Origin of the sequence: Pseudomonas sp. WC2 (assembly GCF_050586545.1) — a bacterium.
Classification (GTDB): Bacteria; Pseudomonadota; Gammaproteobacteria; order Pseudomonadales; family Pseudomonadaceae; genus Aquipseudomonas.
The window spans coordinates 66,314-92,730 of record NZ_JBOBDR010000010.1 but is presented as its reverse complement, the minus strand read 5'-3'; the positions used below and the strand labels follow the sequence as shown (position 1 = coordinate 92,730).

Below are 26,417 nucleotides of genomic sequence, written 5' to 3'. Positions count from 1 at the left end.
ATTATTCGCTGGCCGCGACAAAATTCACATGTTGTCCCACATGCAAATTCAACCGCAGCTCATCGGCAATCCCCACCGCCACGCGACTCAATCGCTCCAGCGGTTCGGCCAGGCCCGGCTCCAGATTGCCGCCGACCTGGCTGAAATGCTCAATCGTCAGCCCGGCCACGCCGTGCGGCGCATTGACCAGCGTCCACTGCAATGGACTGCTTTGCAGCGCTTCGCGGATTTCCTCAGCGGCGTGACGTTGCAGGCGATCATCCAGGTCCGGCTCGTCGAGTACGGCAAAGTCGCCCACCAGAAACAGCCGCGAAACATTGGCCAGTTGCAGGCCATCGACCAGCGCATCCACCGCCAGCACCTGTTCAACCGGGCCGAGCACGATGGAGCGTTCGACGTGATCGCTGCTGAACGGCAACCCCGGCGCGTCCAGCAGGCAAATCACCGCCGAGCTGCCCGCTACGCTTTGATTGACCCGCTCGACATCGAACAGGTCGCCACTTTTGGTGCGCAAACCCGGTCGCGGCGCGAGCGCCGTCAAATCGTCGAGAATGGCGATGACTTCATGCTGACGGCGCAGCAACTCAGCCATCAACGCACCACCCAGGCTGGCCATGGCACCATAGAGCACCACTTTCACCGTTGGGGTTTCGGCATTTTTCATGGCTGATCCTTTTTGTTATCCCTTGTATGGCGTGTGACATACGGGCAACGCCGAGGGTTCGAACCGATTCAGAGGGTTTCAGATGCAAGCGATCAAGGGCTACCACGCCCACGTCTATTTCGACGCCAGCACCATCAATCAGGCGCGCACGTTGTGTGAGCAAGCCGCGCAATTGTTTCCATTGAAAATGGGCCGCGTCCACGAACGCCCGGTCGGCCCGCACCCGGACTGGAGTTGCCAGTTGGCCTTCGGCCCGGAGCTGATCGCCGACGTACTGCCGTGGCTGGCGCTGAATCGCAAAGGCCTGGTGGTATTTCTGCACCCGGACACGGGGAATGACTTGCTCGACCACACGGAACACGCGATCTGGATGGGCGCGATCCGGCCGCTGAATTTGTCTGGTTTTTGATCACAGCGTTTCTTCGGCTTCACCCGGTAGATGCTCGTCAAGATGCAGCCAGGACAATTGGCTGTCCGTCCAGATATGCCGCTCGGCGGGTGCCAGTTCCGGGTGATCAAGGGTGGCGATGGTCACGTCGATGCTCTCCGGGCTAAGCAACGTCACCAACGCCAGTTGCGCGCCGCACTTCGGGCAGAAGTACCGCGCGCAACTCGGCGACGAGTCATAACGCGACGGCGTCCCGTCCAGCCATTGGAAATTCGCCGCCGGCACGGTGATCCACGTCGTGACAATCCCGCCACTGACCTTGCGGCAGATCGAACAATGGCAGTGGGCGATGTCGTGCAACGGCCCGTTGAACTGATAACGAATGTGTCCGCAATGGCAGCCGCCACTGTGCAATTGGCTCATGTTCAAAGTCCTCCCGCCCGTAATCATTGACTCTAGTTCGCATCCGACGGCCGGTTGACCGTTCATTCAAAGCTTTCTCCAGCGAAAGGTAGCTGAAAGCTTCCGCGATTAGGATCGCCTCACTCCCGGCAACAGACCGGTTGGCCAATGCGTGTGATGCCTCGCACGAATGGCCCAATTAACAACAACAATGGTGATTCTGATGTCCTCTGTAGCCCGCCTCCTCGCTCTGACTCCGCCCGTACGCCTCGTGCTTCCCGTTCTGCGCTGATCCCGCTCGATCCGCTCACTCAACTAGCCGCGCTACGCCTGGAGTATTCCCATGCTGACTTTCCTTGGCTTCGCCATGGTCATCACGTTCATGTTCCTGATCATGACCAAGCGCCTGTCCGCGCTGATCGCCCTGATCATCATCCCGATCGTTTTCGCCCTGTTCGGCGGTTTCGCACCGAAGATCGGCCCGATGATGCTCGAAGGCATCACCAAACTGGCGCCGACCGGCGTGATGCTGATGTTTGCCATTCTCTACTTCGCGTTGATGATCGACTCCGGCCTGTTCGACCCGGCCGTGCGCAAAATCCTCAAACTGGTCAAGGGTGACCCGTTGAAAGTGTCGGTCGGCACCGCCGTTTTGGCGCTGGTGGTTTCCCTCGATGGTGACGGTGCGACCACCTACATGATCTGCGTGGCCGCCATGCTGCCGCTGTACAGCCGCATCGGCATGAGCCCGCGGATCATGGCCGGTCTGATCATCCTCGCCGGCGGCGTGATGAACATGACCCCGTGGGGCGGCCCGACCGCCCGTGCGGCGAGTGCGCTGCATGTCGATCCATCGGACATTTTCGTGCCGATGATCCCGGCGATGGCTGCCGGTGTGGTGGCGATTCTGCTGATTGCCTACTTCTACGGTAAACGTGAGCGTGCGCGTCTCGGTGAGTTGCACCTGGCTGGCGACGAGATCGATCACAGCGAAATCAGCGTCTCGCAATTCCCCGATGCGCGTCGTCCGAAGTTGATCTGGTTCAACGGCGCGTTGACCTTCGGCCTGATGTGCACCCTGATCGCTGGCCTGCTGCCGCTGCCGGTGCTGTTCATGGTGGCGTTCAGTATTGCCATGATCGTCAACTACCCTTGCCTGCAGATGCAGAAGGATCGCGTCGCGGCTCACGCCGGTAGCGTGCTGGCAGTGGTCGGACTGATCTTTGCCGCCGGTATCTTCACCGGTATCCTGTCCGGCACTGGCATGGTCGATGCGATGTCGAAGAGCCTGTTGGCAGTGATTCCGGATTTCCTCGGCCCGTACCTGGCGGTGATCACGGCGCTGGTGAGCATGCCGTTCACCTTCTTCATGTCCAACGACGCGTTCTACTATGGCGTGTTGCCGGTGTTGGCCGAAGCCGCCAGCCACTATGGGATCACCGCAGTGGAAATGGCCCGTGCCTCGATCGTCGGTCAGCCCGTCCACTTGCTGAGCCCGTTGGTGCCATCGACCTATCTGTTGGTGGCGCTGGCCGGTATTGATTTCGGTGACCACCAGCGTTTCACCCTGAAATGGGCGATCCTGGTGTGCATCTGCATCCTGATTGCTGCACTGCTGTTGGGGACTTTCCCGGTGTTCAGCACTCTATAAGCCCAAGACTCACCGTTTCGGGTCCTGGCTTCGCGGTTTGAAGCCCGGACCTTTTTCGGTTTAACAATTGCTCAAAGGAATACACATGGAATGGCTGACCAACCCCGAAATCTGGGTTGCCTTCTTCACCCTGACCGCCCTGGAAATCGTCCTCGGCATCGATAACATCATCATGATTTCGATCCTGGTCAGCCGCATGCCTAAACACATGCAGCAGCGCACCCGGATCTTCGGTCTTGGCCTGGCCATGATCACCCGGATCCTGTTGCTGCTGTCGATCACTTGGGTCATGCGCCTCACTGCCGACCTGTTCGAAGTGTTCGGCCAGGGCATTTCGGGTCGCGACCTGATCCTGTTCTTCGGTGGTCTGTTCCTGCTGTGGAAGAGCTCGCAAGAGATGTACCACGCGCTGGAAGGCGAAGACGAAAGCGACGACACGCCTGGCGGCAAGGGCGGCAACTTCCTCTACACCATCATTCAGATCGCGATCATCGACATCGTCTTCTCGCTGGATTCGGTGATCACCGCTGTCGGCATGGTTTCTCACGTGCCAGTGATGGTCGCGGCGATTGTCGTGGCAGTGCTGGTGATGATGCTGGCCTCGGGCAAGATCAGCGAATTCATCGACAAGCACCCGTCGCTGAAGATGCTCGCGCTGTCGTTCCTGCTGGTGGTCGGTACCGTGCTGATTGCCGAGTCGTTCGACGTGCATGTGCCGAAGGGCTACGTCTACTTCGCCATGGCGTTCTCGCTGGCGGTTGAGGCGATCAACATCAAACTGCGCGGCGCAATGGCCAAGAAGAAACAGCAGCAAGACCCGGTGAAACTGCGCAAGGACATCCCGGGCCAATAACCCGGTAGTCCATCGCAAGCGATACCCCCTGTGGGAGCGAGCCTGCTCGCGAAGACGGAGTGTCAGTCGACAACATTGTTGGCTGATCCACCGCTTTCGCGAGCAGGCTCGCTCCCACAGTTGTTTCTGCGTTCAGGCAGGCGGAACGAGATTATCCAGCACCCGATTCACCGCCAACTCACCCAGCATGATCACCTGCGCAATCCCCAGCAATGAACGGCGCTGCGGCCCGTCGATAAACCCGGCCAGATCACTGGCCATGATGCCCGCCGACGCTAGCGATTCGCAGGCGTGCACCAACAGGGTTTCGTTATCCACGGCGGGATCGATGAGGAAGATGTTGCTCGGTCTGCGCGTTGCGGCGGGGTCTTGTTTGAGGCCGGGACAGAGATAGAAATCGAGGGCGCGGTCGGCGGCTTCTTTCATTCGTTGAGCTTCGACGGCGGGGTCGTGCTGGGAGGGGTCGGTGTTTGGTGGATCTGGCGTTATCTTCGACATGGGCTCAAACCTCTAAAGGTGAGGCTGCAACCAACTCGCTGCTAAACGATGAGGGTGGCAGCTGTACGCAGGTTAGCAGACCGATGAGCCACGCAATCGGCGCACCCGAAGGTGCCCTGCGCACAGCCACCATCAAGTGCAGGAACGGATACCTGACTGATAGAGACTTGTGCGGCGTGGAATCAGCGAGCTGCTAAACCCGACCACTGATGAGCAGTGGCCAGCCAACGATAGAACCCCGCCCCAAGGCGCACAAGCCGGCGGATTCTGGCGTAGCCGTAGGCAACGGCGCAAGGTTTTGTAGCCTTTCGGACGTAACACCGCGTGTGCTTAAACACCCAGCAAAATCCGCGTTTAACCTCTTCAAGATGAGACACATAACCTGTGGGAGCGAGCCTGCTCGCGAAAGCGTCATCACAGTCAAGAACCAGGCTGGCTGACCCACCGCATTCGCGAGCAGGCTCGCTCCCACAGTGACACATCGCAACCGTATGAAACGGGATTCAAAGGTTGACGCCCCCCGCTCCGCTCGTTAGCTTCCCCGCTCGCCTCAAACGACAAACAAGGAGTGTTCATGTCTGGAAAACCCGCCGCGCGCGTCACCGACACCTGCACCTGCGGCCAAGCCCTCAATGGCGCGTTCTCCGCCACGGTGTTCATCAACGGACTCCAGTGATGCAGTTGTCGAAAAAGCGAGTCTGGATAATTCTCGCGGCTGCGTTGGCTGGTGCTGCAATCGCGTATTCCAACTGGAGTACGGATACTTTGCGAATTCATATCGGAAAGACTTACGACGAGACGGTTGCCGACTCAACGTTTGGCGTGCCAGCCCACACTGTGATTTACCCCGGGAATCCTCCCCACCCCAGCTCAGCCTGGATTTCCACACCGGTCATTATTCATTTCGATGACCCCGAGCACGGTTTCACACTGCCTGTTACCAAGTTCGGTGCAATCGGATTTGACGAGGGGAAGGTCTCGCACATGACCACCTCTCCAATGCTCGAAACGTTGCCCTTTGACCAATTGGTGGTCGTGCTCGATCAACTACAGAGCCAATTGAAGAACGCCGGCTGGATAGAGTGGGACCCTGAGACAAATCCTTGGGTGAACACAGCTGATGAGGCCAGTCGAAAGGCGCTTCAGGCCGAGTTGTTTGATCACGTCATGGTGACGGTGCTATTGATCCCCCATAAGTACAGTCTCGCGCTCAACGTCAAATGCTACGCCCGGTGCGACGAACGTGATCCGAAAACGGCGAAATATCTGATCGATGTCAGCGTAGGAAAGGATTACTACAGCGAATGAGGATCCGCTATTGGACTAGTTGGAGCTTTTGGAAGAGACCGCTGTTTTTTGCGCTGCTTCTCTGCATCACATCGTTTCATTATCCGATGGACATCCTGCGTGTTCACATCGGCAAGCATTACCAAAGCGTTCAAAGGGACTCGACCTCCCACCTGGAAAAAAATACTGCGATTTATCCCAGCGAACCTCCCCACCCGAGCTCCACCTGGATAAGCAGCCCCACAGTCGTTGAGTTTGACGATCTTATTCATGGCTTCACCTTGCCTCCTACCAAGTTCGGTGCAGTGACGTACCGCAAAAACCGAGTAGCAACCATCACTACTTCGCCGATGCTTGAAACCCTACCGTTTGACGAGCTGGTGCCTCTTTTGGAAAGGCTTCAGCTTATGCTGAAAGCAAGAGGATGGGCGCCCCGAGATGCCGATAAACATGCTTGGGTGGAAGTACCAAGTGATGTCGAAAAAAGTGCGTTGCAAAGAACGCTGTTCAATCAGGTCGTCATCGTGCTGCTACAAATCCCTTACAAATACACCCTGGCGCTAAACGTCAAATGCTACGTTCGCTGCGACGAGCGCGATCCAAACACCGCAAGGTATTTGATCGATGTCAGTATTGGTTCGGATAACTACAACAGATGATTTCTCGCATCACGGAATGGCGCCGCTACGGGCGTTGGCCGGCACTTGTCCTGCTGTACATTGGCCTGACGTCTTTTCACTATCCGCTGGATTTTCTGGTCGTTCACATCGGCAAGCATTACGAAAGCGTTGTGCATGATTCGACGTTTCCTGTGCCATGGAAAACAGCTGTTTACCCAAGTAACCCACCTCACCCAAGTTCGACTTGGATCAGTACCCCAGTGATCATCACTTTCGATGACGAACAACATGGGTTCACGTTGCCCGTCACAAAATTCGGTGCAATTGGCTGGTCTGACTTCAAAGCGATCACCCTTTCTACGTCACCAATGCTGGAGACGGTGCCGTTCGAGCAAGCAGTGAATCTGCTGGGAGAGCTGCAGCAGATGTTCAAAAAGGCAGGTTGGTCGCCAGATGCTGTTGAAGGGAATGATTGGCTCAAGACTGAAACCCAAGAGGACAAGGTGCGCCTTCAGACCAAGCTTTTTGATCAAATGGACGGTGTCATTCTGTTGATCCCACACAAGTACAGCCTGTTCCTCCACATCAAGTGCTATGCACGGTGCGATGAGCGGAATCCGGAGACGGCGAAATATTTGATTGATGTAGGTTTTGGTGAAGATCATTTCAGTGATTGATCGTTTTAAACCGTCTCGGAGGAAATCAACGACCTTGGCAGGTAAGCATTGGGTGTCAATGTGCGCCGCTACGATTTTGCTGGCTGGTGTTATGGCGTGGCCATTGGGTGCCAAGACCCTATCCGTTCATATCGGCAAACACTACGAACAGGTCATCAAAGACTCAACCTTCCCGGTCGAGGATAAAACGGCAATTTATCCAGGCGATCCTAATGACCCTAAAGATCCCGCGCTTCCAGGCTCTACATGGATTAGCAGCCCGACCATCATTGAGTTTGATGATCCTGTTTATGGCTTCAAACTGCCCCCGACTGTATTCGGTGCTGTGACGTATGTCAGCCAGAAGGTCTCGACACTGACGACCTCGCCAATGACAGAAACCTTGCCGTTCGCAGAAGCTCTGGATCGATTGGTTGCTACGCAAAGCAATCTCAAATCGCGAGGATGGAAGCTTGAACCTTTGGAAAAAAACGACTGGTTCAATCTTGACTCCTTTCCGGAACGTGAGCGGCTACGGGCGAAACTCTTTGATCAAGCTGTTGGCATTGATTTGTACGTACCGGGAAAGTACAGCTTGCTGCTCTTGATCAAGTGCTACGCAAGCTGTGACAAGCAAGATCCGACGACTGCGAAATATCTGATTGATATCAGTGTGGGTCGGGATCGAAGCGGAGCATGAGTAATCGGTACAAGTGGTGCAGTCGATACTGGCGCAGAGCAGCGTTTTTCGCGCTGTATGTATGCCTGACGTCTTTCCACTATCCGATGGATGTTCTGGTCGTTCGCATCGGCAAGCCATATGCCGAAGTCGTCAAAGACTCCAGTTTTCCTGTTGAGCGGAAAACAGCCGTGTACCCAAGTGACCCGCCCAAGGTCGACTCGACCTGGATTAGCAGCCCGGTCGTGATCACTTTTGATGACCCTGAGCATGGCTTCACTTTGCCCAAAACCATCTACGGGGCGGTGGGCTACACCAAAGGGAAAGTAGACGGCATAACAACGTCTCCAATGGTTGAAACACTTCCCTTCGACCAGACGGTGAAACTTTTGAGTGAGCTGCAAGCGATGTTCAGGGACGCCAACTGGATTCCTGAACCCGTTGAGGGAAATGATTGGATCAAAGTGCAAAGCGATGATGAAAAGCGACAGCTACAAGCGAAGCTTTTTGATCAGGCGGATGGGGTCATTCTTCTGGTTCCGCAAAAATACAGCCTGTTGATGCACATCAAGTGCCATGCGCGTTGCGATGAGCGGAATGTGGATACCGCCAGGTACTTAATTGACGTTGGCCTGAGTAGGGATCATTTCAGCGATTGATTCAGCCACGTCCACAAGGATTTGTGGTGATTGTGGAACGGGGTGGATGAAGTGCTTTTCATGACACTTTTGTTTCAATCCGCTCTTTAGCTGTGCAATGCTGGCGCCCAGTCCGTTAGCCAACTACAGCTTAAGTATCAAAAACGTAGAAACCGCGCGGTACCGTCAACTTGCTCCTCTGGGGCGCTGCTAATACAGGGGGTTTGCATGCTCACCCTGCTCAATCTGCTTTCCGCCGTGGCCTTGCTGATCTGGGGCACGCACATCGTTCGAACCGGCATCCTGCGGGTGTACGGCACCAATCTGCGCCATGTAATCGGCCAGAACATGTCCAAGCGCTGGCTCGCGTTCGTTGCCGGCATCGTCGTCACCGCGATGGTGCAGAGCAGCAACGCGACGGCGATGCTCGTCACTTCCTTCGTCGGCCAGGGCCTGATGGCGTTGACCCCGGCGCTGGCGACCATGCTCGGCGCCGACGTGGGTACCGCGCTGATGGCGCGGGTGCTGACGTTCGACTTGTCGTGGCTGTCGCCGCTGCTGATTTTTCTCGGGGTGATTTTCTTTCTGTCGCGCAAACAGACGCGGCTCGGGCAGATGGGCCGGGTGTCGATCGGGCTCGGGCTGATCATTCTGGCGCTGCAATTGATTGTCGAGGCCGCCGCGCCGATCACCCACGCCCAAGGGGTGAAGGTGATTTTCGCCTCGCTGACCGGCGACATCCTCCTCGACGCGTTGGTCGGCGCGTTGTTCGCGATGATTTCCTACTCCAGCCTCGCCGCCGTGCTGCTCACCGCGACCCTCGCCGGCGCCAGTGTGATCAGCCTGCCGGTGGCGATTGGTCTGGTGATCGGCGCCAACATCGGCAGCGGCATTCTTGCGTTCATGAGCACCAGCATGCAGAACGCCGCTGGCCGGCAAGTGGCGCTGGGCAGTCTGTTGTACAAACTGATCGGCCTGCTGTTGATCATTCCGGTGCTCGATCCACTGGTGCACTGGATCGACAGCCTCGATTTCAGCCCGCAGGAAATGGTCATCGGCTTCCACCTGCTCTACAACACCGCACGCTGCCTGATTCTGCTGCCAAGCGTCGGGCCGATGGCGCGCCTGTGCGCGTGGCTGCTGCCGGAACGCCCGGAGGTCAACGGCAGGGCCAAGCCACGGCATCTCGACGCCACCGCGCTGGTCACGCCGAGTCTGGCACTGGCCAACGCCGCGCGGGAAACCCTGCGCATGGGCGATCTGCTGGAGAACATGCTCGACGCGACCCTCGATGTGTTGCGCGGCAAGCAGACCGCCGTCACGCAGGAAATACGCCGGCTGACCGATGACGTCGAAGCGCTGTACAGCGCGATCAAACTGTATCTGGCGCAAATGCCCCGCGAGGATCTCGGCGAGCAGGACAGTCGGCGCTGGGCCGAGATCATCGAACTGGCGATCAACCTGAAACTGGCCGCCGACCTGATCGAACGCATGCTGCGCAAAATCCAGCAGCAGAAGACTTCACAGCGCCGCTCGTTCTCCGAAGAAGGTCTGGAGGATTTGGCCGGATTGCAGCAGCAATTGATTTCCAACCTGCGTTTAGGCCTATCCGTATTCCTGAGCGGCGACCGGGAAAGCGCTCGGCAGTTGCTGCGTGAGAAACGCCGTTTTCGCGCACAGGAGCGGCGTCTGGCCCATGCGCATGTCAGCCGTTTGCAACGCAAGATCGTGCAGAGTATCGAGACCAGTTCGCTGCATCTGGAGTTGATTGCCGACATGAAGCGGCTCAATTCGCTGTTTTGCGGTAGTGCCTATGTGGTGCTGGAAACGGCGGACACCGGCGCGCTGCCGGCGGACGATATTGCCGACATTACGCATTCGCCTTGAACGTTTTACGGCTGGGTTTAGTCAGTTACTTTGATTCAGCCTTCAGGCCGCTATCGCGAGCAGGCTCACTCCTACAGGGGGACGCATTCCAAATGTAGGAGTGAGCCTGCTCGCGATGGCGCCCTGACTGACGACACGGATCTCCAAATCAGCCGTATGGAAGCCTGTTATGCGTTGCCTGTTGTTCGTCTGTCTGTTGCTCGGTTCCCTGCCCGCCTTTGCCCTGGATCGCTTTCAGGTCGAAGGCTATGCGCTGCCCAACGGTTTGCAGCTGATGCTCAAGCCCGGCACCGAACGCGGGCATGTGGCGATCCGGTTGGTGGTCGGCGTCGGCCTCGACGATTTCGATTGCGATGAAAAGGAGCTGCCGCACCTGCTTGAACACTTGTTGTTCAGCGGCGTCGACGCCACCGGTGAAGGTGGTTTAGAGGAGCGCATGCAAGCGCTGGGTGGCGATTGGAACGCGTTCACCAGCAACGCCGACACCACGTTCGTCATCGAAGCCCCGGCGAAGAACCAGCGCAAAGTGCTCGACCTGCTCCTCGACCTGCTCACGCAAACCCGCATCGACGACAACGCAATCAACGCGGCCAAACGCGTGGTCGAGCGCGAGGACGGCGGCCATTACACCCGTCTACAACGCTTCCTTGATCGACAGGATCTCGGTCACACCGCGAGCAATCAACTGGCCGTCGAGCTGGGCCTGAAATGCCCGCAGCGCGCCGAGGTCGGCCATCTGACTCAGGAACAATTGGAGAAGGTGCGCAAGGCCTGGTACGCGCCGAACAACATGACCCTGATCGTCGTCGGCGAACTCGACAAACTGCTGCCGGCCTATCTGGAGCGCACCTGGGGCGCGCTCGAAGCGGTCGATCCGAGCGAACACCGTCCGCTGCCGGACATCCGCACCAGCGCCGCTCATGAGCGCACCCTCACCCGCGGCTTTATCGGCGACAGCGCCAAACTGCACTGGCTGGTGCCGGAACCGGTGATCGATGATCAATACGACCAGACCTTCGACATCCTCAAGGACTATCTCGACTGGGCGCTGTATCGGCAGATCCGCCTCAATCACGGCTTGTCCTACGGGCCGTGGGCGGAACGCGAAGTGTTTGGCGGCGTTGGCTTCATGAGCCTGAATGCCGATCTGGATCGTGATGATGTCGACGAAGCCATTCAGGTGTTGGAAGACCTCAAGGCTGATCTGCTGAAAAACGGCCTCGACCCGTCCACCTTTGCCCGGATCAAACAGGCCGCCATCGCCCATCAGGCCTGGGCGGTACAAGGTAACAGCGCGCTGGCGGATTATTACTGGAGTGCGCTCGGCGATTACCAGGACGGCCGCTTCGCCAACCCGGCCCGGGAGCTGCAAGGCGTGACGCTGGAAGCGGCGAACAAGGCCATGCGTGAGTTGCTGCTGCAGCCGGGGTATTTGCGCATTGAAAAGCCGTTGATCAGTGATGATCAGGTGTTGTGGTTGAGTGCGGGTGGCGTTGGTTTGTTGCTGCTGATCCTGATCGGCTGGCGCTTGCATCACCGCCGAAAACCCGCCGAACACTGACCCCTGTGGGAGCGAGCCTGCTCGCGAAAGCGGTGGGTCATAGAACGGATGTGGTGACTGACCCACCGCATTCGCGAGCGGGCTCGCTCCCACAGGGAAGGTGGTGAATTTACTGACCGGCAGCCTCGCCACAGCGCCCGGCGGGCGCTACTCTGTCGAGGTTTTTTCCTACAGCGTTGTGAACCGCCCACATGCCGAAAATACAACTCCTGATCCAGCGCATTCTCGAGCTGATGAAGCGCTATCCCGGGGTCATTGCGCTCGGCGGTTTCATTTCCGGGGTCGGCAGTTTCATCATGGTCGATCGTCAGCAAGGGCTGGCGAGCTGGATCACCGTGATCATGCTGCTCAGCTGGATCTGGCTGATGCTGGAAAACACCCTCACCGGCCTCTTCACCCGCATCTTCAAACGCGAGATTCCCCAGCCGCTGCTGCGTTACGCGACGCAGATGATCCATCAGGAAAGCCTGTTTTTCGTCCTGCCGTTCTTCTTCATCACCACGACGTGGAACAGCGGCCAGTTGTTTTTCACCGGCCTGCTCAGCGTCGCCGCCCTGATTTCCATCGTCGATCCGCTCTATTACAAATGGCTGGCGCCTCGGCGCTGGGCGTTTCTTGCCTTGCACACGCTGACCCTGTTCGCCGCCCTGCTCACCGCGTTACCGGTGATCATGCACCTGACCACCGCGCAGAGCTTCAAATGGGCGCTGGGCATCGCCGTGCTGTTGTCGTTCCCGAGCCTGGCGTCGATCTTCCCGATCCGCACGCTGCGCAATGCTCTGGCGATCCTGTGCATCACCGTCGGCATTGGCGGCGTCGGTTGGGCGCTGCGTTCGTGGGTGCCGCCGGCGACGCTGTGGATGACCGACGTGGCGATCAGCACGCAACTGCAGGATCGCACCCCCGGTGACAGCCTCGACGAAGTCAGCGCTGAGCAGATCCGCAACGGCGGGCTCTACGCTTACACGGCGATCAACGCGCCGCGCGGCCTCGATGAGCGGATTTATCACGTCTGGCAGTTCAACGGCAAAGAGGTCGACCGCATCCCCCTCGACATCCACGGCGGGCGCAAGGAAGGTTACCGGGCGTGGACGCACAAGCAGAATTTCCCCGGCAACCCGGCGGGCAACTGGCAGGTGCGAGTGTTGACCGAGGATGGCCAAGTGATCGGCGTGCTGCGCTTCAAGATCACCGACAGCACAGCGATCAAAGAAAAGTAATCCGGTTCGTGCTATTACGTTAGTTCGCATAAAGGCCGAACAAGCACGGAGCTTATGACCAGCAGCTCGATCAGCGGTAACGCCCAACTGGACACGTCCATCAGCCCTGCCCGCCTGCGGGTCACGGGGGACTGGACGCTGGCCCATTACGCCGAGCTCAAGACCCTGAGCGAAAAACTCCGCGGTCAATACGACACCAACACCGCCATCGACCTCAACAGCCTCGGCGCCCTCGACACTGCTGGCGCTTCGTTGCTGGTGGAACTGCTCGGCTCCGAGCGCCTCGGCAAATCCGCTGAACACCCCGATTGCACCCTGACCTCCGCCGACCGCGCGCTGCTGCAGACCGTGTATTGCTCAATGACTGACTTTTGCGTGCCGATCAAGGAAGCGGAAGTCAGTGTCAGCGTGCAGTTGCTGACGCGCATTGGCCGCGCCGTGGACACCGTTTGGCAAGACACCCTGCAATTGCTCGGTTTCGTCGGCCTGATCATGGAAACCATCGCTCGCAACCTGTTCCGGCCCAAGCGCTGGCGGATCACGCCGATGATTGCGCACATCGAGCAGACCGGCCTCGACGCTGCGCCGATCGTGGCGTTGCTGACCTTTCTGGTCGGTGCAGTGGTGGCGTTTCTCGGCGCGACGGTGTTGGCCAGTTTCGGTGCGACGATATTTACCGTGGACCTGGTCGGCTTCTCGTTCCTACGCGAATTCGGCGTGTTGCTCACCGCGATTCTCATGGCCGGGCGCACCGCGAGTGCCTTTACCGCGCAAATCGGCTCGATGAAGGCCAACGAAGAAATCGACGCGATCCGCACCCTTGGCCTCGACCCGATGGAGCTGCTGGTGGTGCCGCGCGTGCTGGCGATGCTGGTGGCGCTGCCGATGCTGACCTTTCTGGCGATGCTCTGCGGGATCATTGGCGGCGGCGTGGTTTGCGCGGTGTCGCTGGATATCTCGCCGGCGATGTTCCTGACGCTGTTGCAGTCGGACATCGGTGTGCAGCATTTTCTGGTCGGGCTGGTAAAAGCGCCGATCTTCGCCTTCATCATTGCCGCGATTGGTTGCCTAGAAGGCTTCAAGGTCAGCGGCAGTGCCGAGTCGGTCGGCGCCCACACCACGTCCGCCGTGGTGCAGTCGATTTTCGTGGTGATCGTGCTCGACGCGGTGGCCGCGCTGTTCTTCATGGAGATGGGCTGGTGAGTCGTCTACCCCGCGCGCCCTCGGAGGCGGTGATCGAAGTCCGTGGCCTGTGCAATCGCTTCGGCAGCCAGAGCGTCCACGAGAACCTCGATCTGGATTTGTACAAAGGCGAAATCCTCGCCGTGGTCGGCGGTTCCGGCAGTGGCAAATCGGTGCTGCTGCGCAGCATTGTCGGGTTGCGTCGGCCCAGCGAAGGCATGGTCAAAGTGTTCGGCAAGAATCTGCCAAGCCTGTCCGAGCATGAGCGCTCGCTGGTCGAACGACGCTTCGGCGTCCTGTTTCAGAAAGGCGCGCTGTTCTCGTCGCTGACGGTGACCGAGAACGTCGCCCTGCCCCTCATCGAACACGCTGGCCTCAGTCGCAACGACGCCGAGCACTTGGCGGCGGTGAAGCTGGCGCTGGCCGGGTTGCCGCTGTCGGCAGCGGACAAATACCCAGCGTCGCTGTCCGGCGGCATGATCAAGCGCGCTGCGTTGGCGCGGGCCTTGGCGCTGGATCCGGACATCCTGTTTCTCGACGAACCCACCGCCGGCCTCGATCCGATTGGTGCGGCGCAGTTCGATCAATTGATCCTGACCCTGCGCGATGCGCTCGGTCTCAGCGTGTTTCTGGTGACCCACGACCTCGACACGCTCTACACCATCACCGACCGCGTGGCGGTCCTGGCGCAGAAGAAAGTGCTGGTCGCCGGCCCGATCGACGTCGTCTCGGAAACCGACGACGCGTGGATTCACGAATACTTCCACGGCCCGCGCGGCCGCTCGGCGCTGGACGCCGCCAAATTGCTCAACGAGGTCTGACATGGAAACCCGAGCGCATCATGTGTTGATCGGCCTGTTCACCGTGATTGTGGTGGCAGGCGCCCTGCTCTTCGGTCTGTTCCTGGCCAAGTCGAGCGTCGACACCGAGTTCAAGGATTACGAAATCGTCTTCAACGAGGCGGTCAGCGGTTTGTCCAAAGGCAGTTCGGTGCAGTACAGCGGGATCAAGGTCGGTGACGTGATCAGTCTGCGCCTCGACCCGCAGGATCCACGGCGGGTGCTGGCGCGGATTCGGCTGGCGGGTGACACGCCGGTCAAGGAAGACACCCAGGCGAAACTGGCGCTGGCCGGGATCACTGGCACGTCGATCATCCAGCTCAGCGGTGGCACGCCGCAGAGCCCGAAACTGCGCGGCCATGACGGTAATCTGCCGCTGATCGTCGCGTCGCCCTCGCCTATTTCGCGCTTGCTCAATGACTCCAACGATTTGATGACCGGCATCAGCGCGCTGCTGCAGAACGCCAATCAGATGTTCTCCCCCGACAACGTCGAACGCGTCAGCAAGACCCTCGCCCATCTGGAGCAAACCACCGGCACCATCAACGACCAACGCGGTGACATCAAGCAAGCCATGCAGCAACTGGCGACGGTCGGCAAACAGGCCGGCAGCATGCTCGAACAGACGTCGCTGCTGATGCGCAACGCCAACGGCTTGATCAACGATCAGGGCAAACAAGCGCTGGGCAGCGCCGAGCAGGCGATGAAGTCGCTGGAGCAAAGCACGACGACGATCAGCACCCTGCTGAACAAAAACGAAAACGCCCTCGACAACGGCATGCAGGGCCTCAATGGTCTGGCCCCGGCGATCCGCGAGCTGCGTGAGACGCTGACCTCGCTGCGCGCCATCTCGCAACGCCTTGAGGCCAACCCCAGCGGATACTTGCTGGGCCGTGACAAGAATAAGGAATTCACGCCATGAAGCTGACTCGCCTCGCCCTCCTCGCTGCCGGCCTTACGTTGCTCAGTGCGTGCTCGATTCTGCCCAAGTCCGAACCGTCGGATGTTTATCGGCTGCCAACCGCCCAGGCGCCCGCCTCGGCCAGTTCGGCGGCAACACAGCATTGGTCGTTGCGACTGAACAAGTTACAGGCCAGTGAGGCTTTGAATAGGCCGACGATTGCGGTGATTCCACAAGGCGATGTGATCAGCAGCTACAAGGCTTCACGCTGGAGCGATCCGGCGCCGGTGCTGGTGCGCAATCGCTTGTTGGACGGGTTTCAGCGCGATGGTCGAGTGACGTTGCTCAGTACCGATGACAGCAACTTTGCCGCGGATTTGGAGTTGGGCGGGAGTTTGCAGGCGTTTCAGACCGAGTATCAGGGCACGCAGGCCAGCGTTGTGGTGCGGGTTGATGCGTTATTGGTGCGCGGCTATGACCAGCGGATTCTGGCCAGTCGGCGCTTTGAAGAGCGCCAGCCGCTGAGTGATGTGCAGGTGCCGGCGGTGGTTGCGGGATTTGGCCAGGCCAGTGATCGCCTGACCGCGAAAGTCGTGGCTTGGGCCGTCGACCAAGGCCAGAAACTCGCGCCCCCAAAACCCTAAGCCCAACACCGTCCCTGTGGGAGCGAGCCTGCTCGCGAAGGCGTCGTGTCAGACACATCAACGTGAATGACACACCGCTTTCGCGAGCAGGCTCGCTCCCACATTGGATTTTTGTTCAGCCGAAGAACCAGTAGCAGACGAAGATCGCGCCCACGACTCCGGCAAATTCCGCCAGCAACGCACACCCCACCGCATGCCGCGCCCGCTGAATCCCCACCGCGCCGAAATACACCGCCAATACATAGAACGTGGTCTCGGTACTGCCCTGAATCGTCGCTGCGACCAATGCCGGGAAACTGTCGACGCCTGAGGTCTTCATCGTTTCGATCAGCATCGCCCGTGCCGCACTGCCGGAGAACGGTTTGACCATCGCCGTCGGCAGCGCATCGACAAACCGCGTGTCCCAACCGGCCCACTCGACCAGATGACGAATGCCGTCGAGCCCGAAGTCCAACGCCCCGGACGCGCGCAATACGCCCACCGCGCAGAGCATCGCCACCAGATACGGCAGCAGATTCTTCGCCACATCGAAGCCTTCTTTGGCGCCTTCCACAAACGCCTCGTAAACCTTGACCTTCTTCAGCGCGCCGATCAGCAAAAACAGCATGATCAGGCCGAACAAGGTGAGATTGCCGAGGATCGACGACAATCCCGCCAAAGCCGTCGCCGAAAGGGTGCCGAGCAGCGCCATGAAGCCACCGAGGATCAGCGCACCGGGAATCAGATACGCCAGTACCACCGGATCCCAGATCCGCAGCCGTTGCATGAACGCCACCGAGAGGAAACCGACGATCGTCGAGCAACTGGTCGCCAGCAGGATCGGCAGGAACACCAGCGTCGGGTCCGGCGCGCCTTGCTGGGCGCGGTACATGAAGATCGTTACCGGCAGCAGCGTCAGGGAGGAGGCGTTGAGCACCAGGAAGAGGATTTGCGCGTTACTGGCGATGGTGGCACTGGGATTGAGCTCCTGCAGCGCCTTCATGGCTTTCAGGCCGATGGGCGTGGCCGCGTTATCCAGACCGAGGCCGTTAGCAGCGAAGTTGAGGGTGATCAGGCCAAGGGCAGGGTGACCGGCCGGGACTTCCGGCATCAGTCGCAGGAACAGCGGGCCGAGCACCTTGGCCAGCCATTCGACGATCCCGGCCTTCTCGGCAATGCGCAGGAAACCCAGCCACAGGGTGAGGGTGCCGAACAGCAGCACCATGACTTCGACCGAGAGCTTGGCCATGGCGAAAATGCTTTCCACCATCGCCGCAAAGATCCCGGCGTTGCCGCCGATCAGCCACTGAGCCAGCGCCGACACGGCTGCCACGATGAAGAAGCCAAGCCACAGGCCATTAAGCATCAGTCAAATCCCCCGAAGAATGCCGCGAATGATAACGGGGTCGCCAGAAACGACAAACCCCGGATTTCTCCGGGGTTTGTGTATGCATCTTTTGTGGCTTGGCTCACATCCCCTGTGGGAGCGAGCCTGCTCGCGAATGCGTCCTGTCAGTCACACCAATGCTTAATGACATACCTTCGCGAGCAGGCTCGCTCCCACAGAAAAGCCAATCTCCACAGGTTTCAGCAATCAGTTCTTGGAGATTTCGCCGGCCGGCAGTTTTTCCTTGCTGCGCCAGTGCGGCAGGGAGTTCCAGTAGCGCTCGCCCTTGGCGTCGTCGTACATGCCTTCCCAGCGCGAGATAACCAGCACGGCCAAGGCGTTACCGATCACGTTCAGTGCGGTACGCGCCATGTCCATGACGCGGTCGACACCGGCGATGAACGCCAGGCCTTCCAGCGGAATACCAACGCTCCCCAGAGTCGCCAGCAGCACCACGAAGGACACGCCCGGTACACCGGCGATACCTTTGGAGGTGACCATCAGGGTCAGCACCAGCAGCAGTTGCTGGCTGATCGACAGGTCGATGCCGTACAGCTGAGCAATGAAGATTGCCGCAATCGACTGGTACAGGGTCGAACCGTCGAGGTTGAACGAGTAACCGGTCGGCACCACGAAGCTGCAGATGGCTTTCGGCGCGCCGTAGGCTTCCATTTTCTCGATCACGCGCGGCAGCACGGTTTCCGAAGAGGCGGTGGAGTAGGCCAGCACCAGCTCATCTTTGAAGATGCGCATCAGCTTGAACACCGAGAAACCGAACATCTTGGCGATCAGGCCCAACACCACGAAGGCGAAGAAGGCGATGGCGAAGTAAACCAGGATCACCAGTTTCGCCAGCGGCAGCAGCGAAGCGAAGCCGAAGTTGGCCACGGTCACCGCGATCAGTGCGAATACGCCGATCGGCGCATAGTTCATGATCATGTGGGTGACTTTGAACATGCTTTCCGAGACGCCCTGGAACATCTTCACCAGCGGCTCGCGCAGGTCCGACTGCAGGCTCGACAGACCGAGACCGAACAGCACGGAGAAGAAGATGATCGGCAGCATTTCGCCACGGGCCATGGCCGCGAAGATGTTCGACGGGATCAGGTTGAGGATGGTCTCGATGAACGCGTGTTCATGTTGTACTTCGGCGGCGGTCGCCTGGTACTTGGAGATATCCACCGTGCCCAGGGTGCTCATGTCGATGCCGGCACCCGGATGAACCAGGTTGGCCAACAGCAGGCCGACGACGATGGCGATGGTGGTGACGATCTCGAAATAGATGATCGTCTTCAGGCCGATACGCCCGAGCTTCTTGGCGTCGCCCACGCCGGCGATGCCGACAATCAGGGAAGAGATGACGATCGGGATCACGATCATCTTGATCAGACGGATAAAGATATCGCCTGCCGGTTGCAGGACATTGCTGATCCACCAGGCTTTTTCGGCACTGAAGTGGTTGAGCAACGCACCAATTGCAATACCCAAAACCAGACCGATGAGGATCTGCCAGGCGAGGCTAATTTTTGCCTTCTTCATTATCTTTACCCTTACTTGCGTTTGACTCAGGCACATGCAGGAACTGGAACGCTTTTTAGCGGAAAAGTCTGTGCATCTGCCTCCGTATAAGGTGCCCCGAAGTGCGTATTTACGGCTCTCCGGCAGGCGAAAAAAGGCGCAACTATTCCGATGCAAGGTTGCGCCGTCTAATGCCGTAAACGCCTACCCTATGCCGAATCGGCATGAGCTTTTTTTATTGAAACTGGCGTCCCAACCGGTTCGATTACGACATTTCAGCCGGCATAAGTGCCGTGAACCGGCCATTTCAGCTTGGGTTGGTTGTTTTTTAAACGAGAAAATTCGATAGAAAATTTAGGAAAAAGCCTACGCAGGAAGACTAGAAGTCCTCTTGTCTTGACGGTTTCTTTCTCGATATACGGTCGCCAGGAAACACCGCGTAATGTTTTCGCGCGCAGTGTCAGCGATAAAAAGGATGAGCTGGACGCTCTGGATCAATGTTTTATCCGATTGAAAGCTCTGCGCAAGTCCGTCGAACCACTGAGGGTCGGCGAACCTGCGACGCAGCTTTTACCCTGACCCGGCCCTCGCGCAGGCACTCCCTGTACCCGTAGGTCACTCCGACCCTGTAACAGTCAGAACGTCCCGGCCCCTTGGTCATGCGCCTGCCTTCCTCAGGTGGGCGCAATGGAAGGCAGCAGGGCTGCTGCCTTCGTGTTCAGATCAGTACCATTTGGGATCTTTCTTCAGGGTTTCCATCAGAAGATCCTGCATGCCCTGGTCGGGTTTGCCGAGGAAGCGGTAGGTGGCATGTCGCGTAGGCGACTTGTCAGCCGGCAGTCCTTCGGGCACATCGACGAGCATGGCGTAAGCATCTTTCTTGTCGAAACTGAAGGCGACGATCAAACGGTGGTTGAGGCACTTGTCTGCAGATTCGCAGAGCGGGCCGACCAGATACTGATCGCCGTCTTCAGTCACGGCATTCATTTGCTGGTCAGGCGTGCCGGACAGGTTCATCACCCATTCCGGCAGGCGCTCTTCCTTCTTCACCACGCCTTCCCAGGTTTCCCGATACTGCGGGTCTGAACTCAAGAGTTCGTTGACCCGCGTCTGGCCATCATTGGCCGCCATCGCCATGGCACTACCGCCCAGAAGCAGGGCGGCTGCCAGTGTCTTGAAGACAGTCATGTCAACCTCGGCCGCGACGGCCAAAGAAGAAGGATGCGATGAACATCACCAGGAACACGACAAAGAGAATCTTGGCGATACCCGTGGCGGTGCCCGCGATACCACCGAAGCCCAGTACTGCAGCGATGATGGCAATGATCAAGAATGTAATTGCCCAGCTCAACATGGTGATTCTCCTTACTTCTCTATTTAGGGGTGTTTCTCTGTTTACAGGTGTTACGTGTTCCGGCGCGCTGCGCCCGAATTCATTCAATCAGTCAGAAAACCCAACGCTCTTCACGTGGCATTTGATCCAGTGGCTGCGCCTGATCAACGTCCATCATGCGCATCGAGGCGTTCTCGGCCTGGCTGCTGCTGACGGCGCTGAAATGCGTTTGCGTGTTGTGCTGGATCGAGATCAGCGGTTCAACGTGCTGGCTGTTTTCCCAGCGCAGGTACTGCTGACAGGCGATCAGGGTGATCAACAGCGCCAATACGCCAAACAGACCTTGCTGGATAAGCAGTGGCGAGATACGCACTTGGGCGGCACGTGGGCGAGTCATCCTGAGTTCCTCACTCTTATTCGGTTGGGGCAGTTCATTTCTGCCCGGGCTGAATGAGGTATTGCAGCCTGCATGCCAGTTTTTTAATTAAAAAAAACATAATAAAATCAATAGCTTGAAAGTGAGGTAAAAAGCGTTGGCGACGCATCCTGCACGATGGGTCATCTGGCATCGTGCGCAATGCACGATTTTTTCGTAGGAGAATTCATTCTTAGGGAATTGAGAGCAGGCCGCAGATGTCAGAAAAGTAGGCAGGCAATGCCCTGCAAATCGGTGATTGTTCAAAAAACCAACAAAACCAACTACTTGGCTGTAATGGCAGGAGAGAGCTACCCTCCTATGGCTGGCATCGTTCAGAATCAACCTTGCAACTTGCCCGATTTTTCCGGGACTAACCTAAGACCAATCACTATGGAGCGTAGGAAAAATGGAATCTGCCACTGAGCATCAAGGCCGCATTCTGCTGGTGGACGACGAATCCGCCATCCTGCGTACCTTCCGTTATTGCCTTGAAGATGAAGGCTATACGGTTGCCACAGCGAACAGCGCGGCCCAGGCCGACGCCTTGCTGCAACGCCAGGTCTTCGACCTGTGCTTTCTTGATTTGCGCCTGGGCGAAGACAACGGCCTCGACGTGCTGGCGCAAATGCGCGTTCAGGCGCCATGGATGCGCGTGGTGATCGTCACCGCGCATTCGGCTGTCGATACCGCCGTTGATGCGATCCAGGCCGGCGCCGCCGATTACCTGGTCAAACCGTGCAGCCCGGATCAATTGCGTCTGGCCACCGCCAAGCAGCTGGAGGTGCGCCAATTGTCGGCACGTCTCGAAGCCCTTGAGGGCGAGATCCGCAAACCGAAGGACGGCCTCGATTCCCACAGCCCGGCGATGAAAGTCGTACTGGAAACTGCCCGCCAAGTGGCGGGCACCGACGCCAACATTCTTATTCTCGGCGAGTCCGGCACCGGTAAAGGTGAACTGGCGCGGGCCATTCACGGTTGGAGCAAGCGCGAGAAGAAATCCTGCGTAACCATCAACTGCCCGTCGCTGACGGCGGAGTTGATGGAAAGTGAGCTGTTCGGTCACAGCCGTGGTGCGTTTACCGGTGCCAGCGAAAGCACGTTGGGTCGTGTTAACCAAGCCGACGGCGGTACGCTGTTTCTCGACGAGATCGGCGATTTTCCTCTGACATTGCAACCCAAGTTGCTACGTTTTATTCAAGACAAGGAATACGAACGGGTAGGGGATCCGGTTACCCGTCGCGCCGATGTGCGAATTTTGGCGGCGACCAACCTCAATCTGGAAGACATGGTTCGCGACGGTCGCTTCCGAGAAGACCTGCTCTATCGCCTCAACGTGATCACCCTGCACCTGCCGCCTCTGCGCGAGCGTGCCGAGGACATTCTCACGCTGGCCGATCGCTTTCTCGCCCGCTTCGTTAAAGAATATGCGCGTCCGGCGCGTGGCTTCAGCGATGAGGCTCGCGAGGCACTGCTCGGCTATCGCTGGCCGGGCAACATTCGTGAACTGCGCAACGTGGTCGAGCGGGCGAGCATCATTTGTCCGCAGGAACGCGTGGAAATCAGCCACCTGGGCATGGCCGAGCAACCGGCCAACAACGCACCAAGAGTCGGCGCGGCGTTGAGCCTCGACGAGTTGGAAAAAGCCCACATCGGCGCGGTGCTCGCCACCGCCGGCACCTTGGACCAAGCGGCAAAAACCTTGGGTATTGACGCCTCGACCCTGTATCGCAAGCGCAAGCAGTACAACCTGTGAGCGCGCCGCGATGAAATTGGCGATGAAGTTGCGAACGCGGTTATTCCTGAGCATTTCCGCTTTGATCACCGTGGCCTTGCTCGGGTTGTTGCTCGGGCTGGTCAGCGTGATGCAAATGGCCGGCTCGCAGGAAACCACGCTGCGTAACAACTTCGTCACCCTCGATCTGGGCCTCAAACTGCGGCAGACCTTGGGCGATCAACTGGTCCTCATGCTCGCCGAAGTACCCGACCCGGTCGCCTTCGAGGCGTCCAAGCAGCAATACCTCAAGTTGCTCGATGACGGTGTCGCCCAAGAACAGGTAGGCGATGGCCGGCATTACGGTTTCAGTCAGGCAAAGGCGGATTACCTGAGTTTTCTTCAGGCCTTCGATGTTTCCCGTGATCCCGGAGCTGCGTTGAGCAGCAACGCTAATCTCAGAGAGCGCTTCAACACACTGCGTAACGGTTTGATCACCGAACACAAGCATGCGCTGGACAACATCAACGCGGTTCAGCATCAAGCGCGCGACCGTGCATTGTTGGTTGCCAGCCTGCTTGGGGTTGTCGGGTTGGCTGTGCTGATCATCGGTTTCATCACGGCCCACGGGATTGCCCGGCGTTTCGGCGCGCCGATCGAGGCGCTGGCGAAAGCGGCGGACAATATCGGCCAAGGCAATTTTGAAGTGACCCTGCCGATTTCCTCGGCGATGGAAATGAATCAGCTGACCAAGCGCTTCGGCATGATGGCTGAGGCGTTGCGCGAGCATCAGGCGACCAACGTCGACGAATTGTTCGCGGGTCAGCAGCGCTTGCAGGCGGTGCTCGACAGTATCGACGACGGCTTGCTGATGATCGACCGCCAAGGGCATCTGGAACACCTTAACCCGGTGGCCCAGCGGCAATTGGGTTGGGAAGATGATCGTCTTGGTCAGGGCCTGGGCACGGCATTGGGGCGGCCGGAACTGGATGCGCAGCTGCAACTGGTGCTGCGCGGTGGCTCGCTTGAGCGTGCCCCGGAAGATTTGAGTATCGAGGTAGACGGCGAATCGCGCCTGCTGACTTACAGCCTGACCCCGGTCAGCCACACGCAGGGGCACATCCTGGGTGCGGTGATGGTGTTGCACGACGTCACCGAACAGCGTGCGTTCGAACGGGTGCGCAGCGAGTTCGTTTTGCGCGCCTCTCACGAGCTGCGCACGCCGGTCACCGGCATGCACATGGCGTTCGGATTGTTCCGTGAGCGGGCGAAGTTTCCAGCGGATTCTCGCGAGGCTGACCTGCTCGACACGGTCAACGAAGAGATGCAGCGCCTGATGCAGTTGATCAATGACTTGCTTAACTTCTCGCGCTACCAGAACGGTCTGCAGAAACTCTCGCTGGCACCATGCTCTATCGAAGATCTGCTGGAACAGGCGCGACTTCGCTTTGCTGATTTTGCGCAGGGCAAAGGCATTGCCCTGAATGTCGAAATCCAAGGACCGTTGCCGCGCTTGCAAGCGGATCAGCCCCAACTCGACCGCGTCCTCGACAACCTCATCGACAACGCCCTGCGGCATACCGCCCGCGATGGCCAGATCCGTTTGCAGGCGCGGCGTCACGGCGAGCGTGTGATCATCAGTGTTGAGGACAACGGTGAAGGCATTGCCTACGGCCAGCAGGGGCGCATCTTCGAGCCGTTCGTGCAGGTCGGGCGCAAGAAGGGCGGTGCCGGGCTTGGCTTGGCGTTGTGCAAGGAAATCGTGCAGTTGCACGGCGGGCGGATGGGCGTTTATTCGCGGCCGGGGCAGGGCACTCAGTTTTATATGGCGCTGTCGGTTTAGCTCACGCTTCGTCGTCCATGCGCCGCCCGGCGAGCCGTCGACCACGGGTGATCAACTCGATGAACTGCACCGCGCTGAGGGCATGGGCGAACAACCAGCCCTGACCAAACTTGACCCCCTCACTGCTGAGCAATTGCGCTTGTGATTCGAGCTCGATGCCTTCGGCAATCACCTTCAGATCCAGTGCCTGCGCCATGTGAATGATGTGCGGGGCGACGCCGCTGCTCGCCGCATCGTGGCCGAGCGCATCAATAAAGGCTTTGTCGATCTTCAAGCAATCCACCGGCAGGGTTTGCAGGTAGGCGAGGCTGCAATAGCCGGTGCCGAAGTCATCGATCAACACTTGATGGCCGACATCGCGGAGGGCCTGCAGGTTTTCCCGCGCCACCACCACATCAATCAAGCCGCGTTCGGTGACCTCGAAGGCGATCTGCCGGGCGGCGACCCGATGCAACGTCAGCAGGCGCGCCATGACCAGGCCGATGCGCGGCACCATCACATCGCACGCGGCGAGGTTCACCGAGATATACAGCTGCGGATTGGCCCGGAGTAATTGGCCCAACTGCTCCAGCAAGCGCTGCAGAACGAAGTCAGTCATCTGGCGAATCTGCCCGGTATTCTCCGCCATCGGAATGAACAGGTCGGGACTGGTCAGCGTGCCGTCCGGACGCCGCCAGCGCAGCAGGGCTTCGGCGCCCACGCAGTTGCGACTGTCGAGGTCGAAGATCGGCTGGTAGAGCACCTGCAACTCGCCACGGCGGATCGCGCCGTGCAATTCGGCATCCAGCGACTGTCGTTGGCGCACCAGCATGAACACCAGGAACCCGACAAGAGCGCCCGCGACCAGGCACGCCGGGATCATCCACCACCAGATCGCTGGAATGTGCATGCCGGTACGCGATGTGATGAGCACGAGTTGGTATTCGGGGTTGTCGGTCGGCATGCGGTAGATCAGCCGCGTTTGCGTGACTTGCAAGGCATCGCGGCTTTTCGGCGGCCAGTGTTCCGAGGGTGGCCAGGTCTGTTCGGTGCCCAGCACCGGGATGGCCCGGGTGCCATGATCGAGCACCACTAACAGGCTACTGCCGGGCGACAGATCAACCATATCGGTCAAGTGCCCGCGCGAAGTTGCGACGCGAAAATTGCCGCGACCCAACATCAGCGCTGCGCGGTTTTCGTCGGGTTCGGTGGTGGTGTTCAGCCAATAGCTGTAAGTCGGGCCTTTGATGTCCGGAGCGCGAACCACCGACAGACCTTCCTGGCGCGGACGGTTGGAGCAGATCCGCGAGGCGTCCATGTAGGCGGCCTCATAAACGAAGCGATAGTTGAAGGTGACTTGCTGCAGGGTGGCGATCATTTCGTCGTCACAACTGCGCAGAGGCTGAGCTTCGAGGTCGTCGAGGCTTTCGCGCAGTTGCCCGAACAATTGTTCGAGGCGAGCGAGGAAACGTTCGCCCTGGGCGTTCATTTCCTGGCTCTCGCTTTGCTCGACCTGACGCATCGCTACGAACATACCGCCGGCGATCAGCAAGCTGGCACTGAGGACAGCCGCGATCATCGCCAAAAACCACGGGCGATAGAACCAGCTACGCAGCGTCTCTCGGGTAGCAACCATCATGGAATATCCGAAGAATTACCAATGAGTTATAGCTGCTGAT

At 58.8% G+C, this 26,417-nt stretch carries 26 protein-coding genes; 17 read left to right on the top strand and 9 right to left on the bottom strand.

Annotation, left to right across the window (positions count from 1 at the left end; all coding sequences use genetic code 11):
- Position 1: 1 nt before the first annotated feature.
- On the bottom strand, positions 2-664 hold the full coding sequence (locus tag ACQ4OE_RS14235) for an NAD(P)-dependent oxidoreductase (protein ID WP_430946989.1): 663 nt from the start codon (positions 662-664) through the stop codon (positions 2-4).
- A gap of 82 nt (positions 665-746) precedes the next feature.
- On the opposite strand from ACQ4OE_RS14235, the gene ACQ4OE_RS14230 reads away from it, so the two are divergent.
- A complete protein-coding gene (locus ACQ4OE_RS14230) occupies positions 747-1,073 on the top strand; it encodes a DOPA 4,5-dioxygenase family protein (RefSeq protein WP_122593092.1) in 327 nt (108 codons plus the stop codon).
- On the opposite strand, the gene ACQ4OE_RS14225 is transcribed toward ACQ4OE_RS14230, so the two are convergent.
- The gene (locus ACQ4OE_RS14225) at positions 1,074-1,475 is read right to left on the bottom strand and encodes a GFA family protein (protein WP_430946988.1); all 402 of its coding nucleotides are present in this window, start codon (positions 1,473-1,475) and stop codon (positions 1,074-1,076) included.
- A 322-nt stretch (positions 1,476-1,797) separates the two neighbouring features.
- Between ACQ4OE_RS14225 and ACQ4OE_RS14220 the strand changes: the two genes are divergently transcribed.
- Positions 1,798-3,105: a CitMHS family transporter gene (locus tag ACQ4OE_RS14220; protein WP_034152221.1), complete on the top strand. Its 1,308-nt coding sequence runs from the start codon at positions 1,798-1,800 to the stop codon at positions 3,103-3,105.
- A gap of 85 nt (positions 3,106-3,190) precedes the next feature.
- Complete coding sequence (locus tag ACQ4OE_RS14215; RefSeq protein WP_034152222.1) at positions 3,191-3,958, top strand: TerC family protein; 768 nt, start codon at positions 3,191-3,193, stop codon at positions 3,956-3,958.
- Positions 3,959-4,090: 132 nt separating this feature from the next.
- Here ACQ4OE_RS14215 and ACQ4OE_RS14210 read toward each other — a convergent pair whose 3' ends face one another.
- A complete protein-coding gene (locus ACQ4OE_RS14210; protein WP_430946987.1) occupies positions 4,091-4,456 on the bottom strand; it encodes a DUF6124 family protein in 366 nt (121 codons plus the stop codon).
- A gap of 675 nt (positions 4,457-5,131) precedes the next feature.
- Here ACQ4OE_RS14210 and ACQ4OE_RS14205 point away from each other — a divergent pair.
- The 12 genes from ACQ4OE_RS14205 to ACQ4OE_RS14150 all read left to right on the top strand — a co-directional run bounded on the left by ACQ4OE_RS14205 (position 5,132) and on the right by ACQ4OE_RS14150 (position 16,570).
- The gene (locus tag ACQ4OE_RS14205) at positions 5,132-5,764 is read left to right on the top strand and encodes a hypothetical protein (protein WP_430946986.1); all 633 of its coding nucleotides are present in this window, start codon (positions 5,132-5,134) and stop codon (positions 5,762-5,764) included.
- Positions 5,761-6,402, top strand: coding sequence for a hypothetical protein (locus ACQ4OE_RS14200; RefSeq protein ID WP_430946985.1), 642 nt, complete (start codon positions 5,761-5,763; stop codon positions 6,400-6,402). Before ACQ4OE_RS14205 ends, ACQ4OE_RS14200 begins: the two co-directional genes overlap by 4 nt.
- On the top strand, positions 6,399-7,040 hold the full coding sequence (locus tag ACQ4OE_RS14195) for a hypothetical protein (RefSeq protein ID WP_430946984.1): 642 nt from the start codon (positions 6,399-6,401) through the stop codon (positions 7,038-7,040). Before ACQ4OE_RS14200 ends, ACQ4OE_RS14195 begins: the two co-directional genes overlap by 4 nt.
- Positions 7,041-7,074: 34 nt before the next feature.
- A complete protein-coding gene (locus ACQ4OE_RS14190; protein WP_430946983.1) occupies positions 7,075-7,719 on the top strand; it encodes a hypothetical protein in 645 nt (214 codons plus the stop codon).
- Positions 7,716-8,357: a hypothetical protein gene (locus tag ACQ4OE_RS14185; protein ID WP_430946982.1), complete on the top strand. Its 642-nt coding sequence runs from the start codon at positions 7,716-7,718 to the stop codon at positions 8,355-8,357. Before ACQ4OE_RS14190 ends, ACQ4OE_RS14185 begins: the two co-directional genes overlap by 4 nt.
- A gap of 207 nt (positions 8,358-8,564) precedes the next feature.
- Entirely contained in the window at positions 8,565-10,223 is a 1,659-nt protein-coding gene (locus tag ACQ4OE_RS14180) for a Na/Pi cotransporter family protein (protein ID WP_430946981.1), read from the top strand.
- Positions 10,224-10,392: 169 nt separating this feature from the next.
- Complete coding sequence (locus tag ACQ4OE_RS14175; RefSeq protein ID WP_430946980.1) at positions 10,393-11,784, top strand: M16 family metallopeptidase; 1,392 nt, start codon at positions 10,393-10,395, stop codon at positions 11,782-11,784.
- A gap of 191 nt (positions 11,785-11,975) precedes the next feature.
- Positions 11,976-13,004 carry a DUF5924 family protein gene (locus tag ACQ4OE_RS14170; RefSeq protein WP_122593107.1) on the top strand — a complete coding sequence of 343 codons (1,029 nt, stop codon included), beginning with the start codon at positions 11,976-11,978 and terminating at the stop codon, positions 13,002-13,004.
- Positions 13,005-13,058: 54 nt separating this feature from the next.
- The gene (locus ACQ4OE_RS14165) at positions 13,059-14,207 is read left to right on the top strand and encodes an MlaE family lipid ABC transporter permease subunit (RefSeq protein WP_430946979.1); all 1,149 of its coding nucleotides are present in this window, start codon (positions 13,059-13,061) and stop codon (positions 14,205-14,207) included.
- Positions 14,204-15,007 (top strand): ABC transporter ATP-binding protein, encoded by an 804-nt coding sequence (locus ACQ4OE_RS14160; protein ID WP_007911797.1) that lies wholly within the window; start codon positions 14,204-14,206, stop codon positions 15,005-15,007. Before ACQ4OE_RS14165 ends, ACQ4OE_RS14160 begins: the two co-directional genes overlap by 4 nt.
- Position 15,008: 1 nt before the next feature.
- Positions 15,009-15,947 carry an MlaD family protein gene (locus ACQ4OE_RS14155; RefSeq protein ID WP_430946978.1) on the top strand — a complete coding sequence of 313 codons (939 nt, stop codon included), beginning with the start codon at positions 15,009-15,011 and terminating at the stop codon, positions 15,945-15,947.
- Positions 15,944-16,570 (top strand): ABC-type transport auxiliary lipoprotein family protein, encoded by a 627-nt coding sequence (locus tag ACQ4OE_RS14150; RefSeq protein WP_430946977.1) that lies wholly within the window; start codon positions 15,944-15,946, stop codon positions 16,568-16,570. The genes ACQ4OE_RS14155 and ACQ4OE_RS14150 overlap by 4 nt, the downstream gene beginning before the upstream one ends.
- A 115-nt stretch (positions 16,571-16,685) precedes the next feature.
- Here the strand turns inward: ACQ4OE_RS14150 and ACQ4OE_RS14145 are convergent, their stop codons facing one another.
- The 5 genes from ACQ4OE_RS14145 to ACQ4OE_RS14125 form a co-directional block, all read right to left on the bottom strand.
- A complete protein-coding gene (locus tag ACQ4OE_RS14145) occupies positions 16,686-17,915 on the bottom strand; it encodes a nucleoside recognition domain-containing protein (protein ID WP_007911793.1) in 1,230 nt (409 codons plus the stop codon).
- 228 nt (positions 17,916-18,143) lie between these two features.
- A complete protein-coding gene (gltP, locus tag ACQ4OE_RS14140; RefSeq protein WP_122593117.1) occupies positions 18,144-19,475 on the bottom strand; it encodes a glutamate/aspartate:proton symporter GltP in 1,332 nt (443 codons plus the stop codon).
- Positions 19,476-20,177: 702 nt separating this feature from the next.
- Positions 20,178-20,642 carry an inhibitor of vertebrate lysozyme family protein gene (locus ACQ4OE_RS14135; protein ID WP_122593119.1) on the bottom strand — a complete coding sequence of 155 codons (465 nt, stop codon included), beginning with the start codon at positions 20,640-20,642 and terminating at the stop codon, positions 20,178-20,180.
- A 1-nt stretch (position 20,643) separates the two neighbouring features.
- Positions 20,644-20,808 carry a DUF1328 domain-containing protein gene (locus tag ACQ4OE_RS14130; protein ID WP_003177151.1) on the bottom strand — a complete coding sequence of 55 codons (165 nt, stop codon included), beginning with the start codon at positions 20,806-20,808 and terminating at the stop codon, positions 20,644-20,646.
- Positions 20,809-20,899: 91 nt separating this feature from the next.
- Positions 20,900-21,184 (bottom strand): hypothetical protein, encoded by a 285-nt coding sequence (locus tag ACQ4OE_RS14125; protein ID WP_122593121.1) that lies wholly within the window; start codon positions 21,182-21,184, stop codon positions 20,900-20,902.
- A 427-nt stretch (positions 21,185-21,611) separates the two neighbouring features.
- On the opposite strand from ACQ4OE_RS14125, the gene algB reads away from it, so the two are divergent.
- Positions 21,612-22,958 carry a sigma-54-dependent response regulator transcription factor AlgB gene (gene algB, locus ACQ4OE_RS14120; RefSeq protein ID WP_027610247.1) on the top strand — a complete coding sequence of 449 codons (1,347 nt, stop codon included), beginning with the start codon at positions 21,612-21,614 and terminating at the stop codon, positions 22,956-22,958.
- Positions 22,959-22,968: 10 nt separating this feature from the next.
- Positions 22,969-24,759, top strand: coding sequence for an ATP-binding protein (locus ACQ4OE_RS14115; protein ID WP_430946976.1), 1,791 nt, complete (start codon positions 22,969-22,971; stop codon positions 24,757-24,759).
- A 1-nt stretch (position 24,760) separates the two neighbouring features.
- Here the strand turns inward: ACQ4OE_RS14115 and ACQ4OE_RS14110 are convergent, their stop codons facing one another.
- Entirely contained in the window at positions 24,761-26,374 is a 1,614-nt protein-coding gene (locus tag ACQ4OE_RS14110) for an EAL domain-containing protein (RefSeq protein WP_430947067.1), read from the bottom strand.
- Positions 26,375-26,417: the final 43 nt, after the last annotated feature.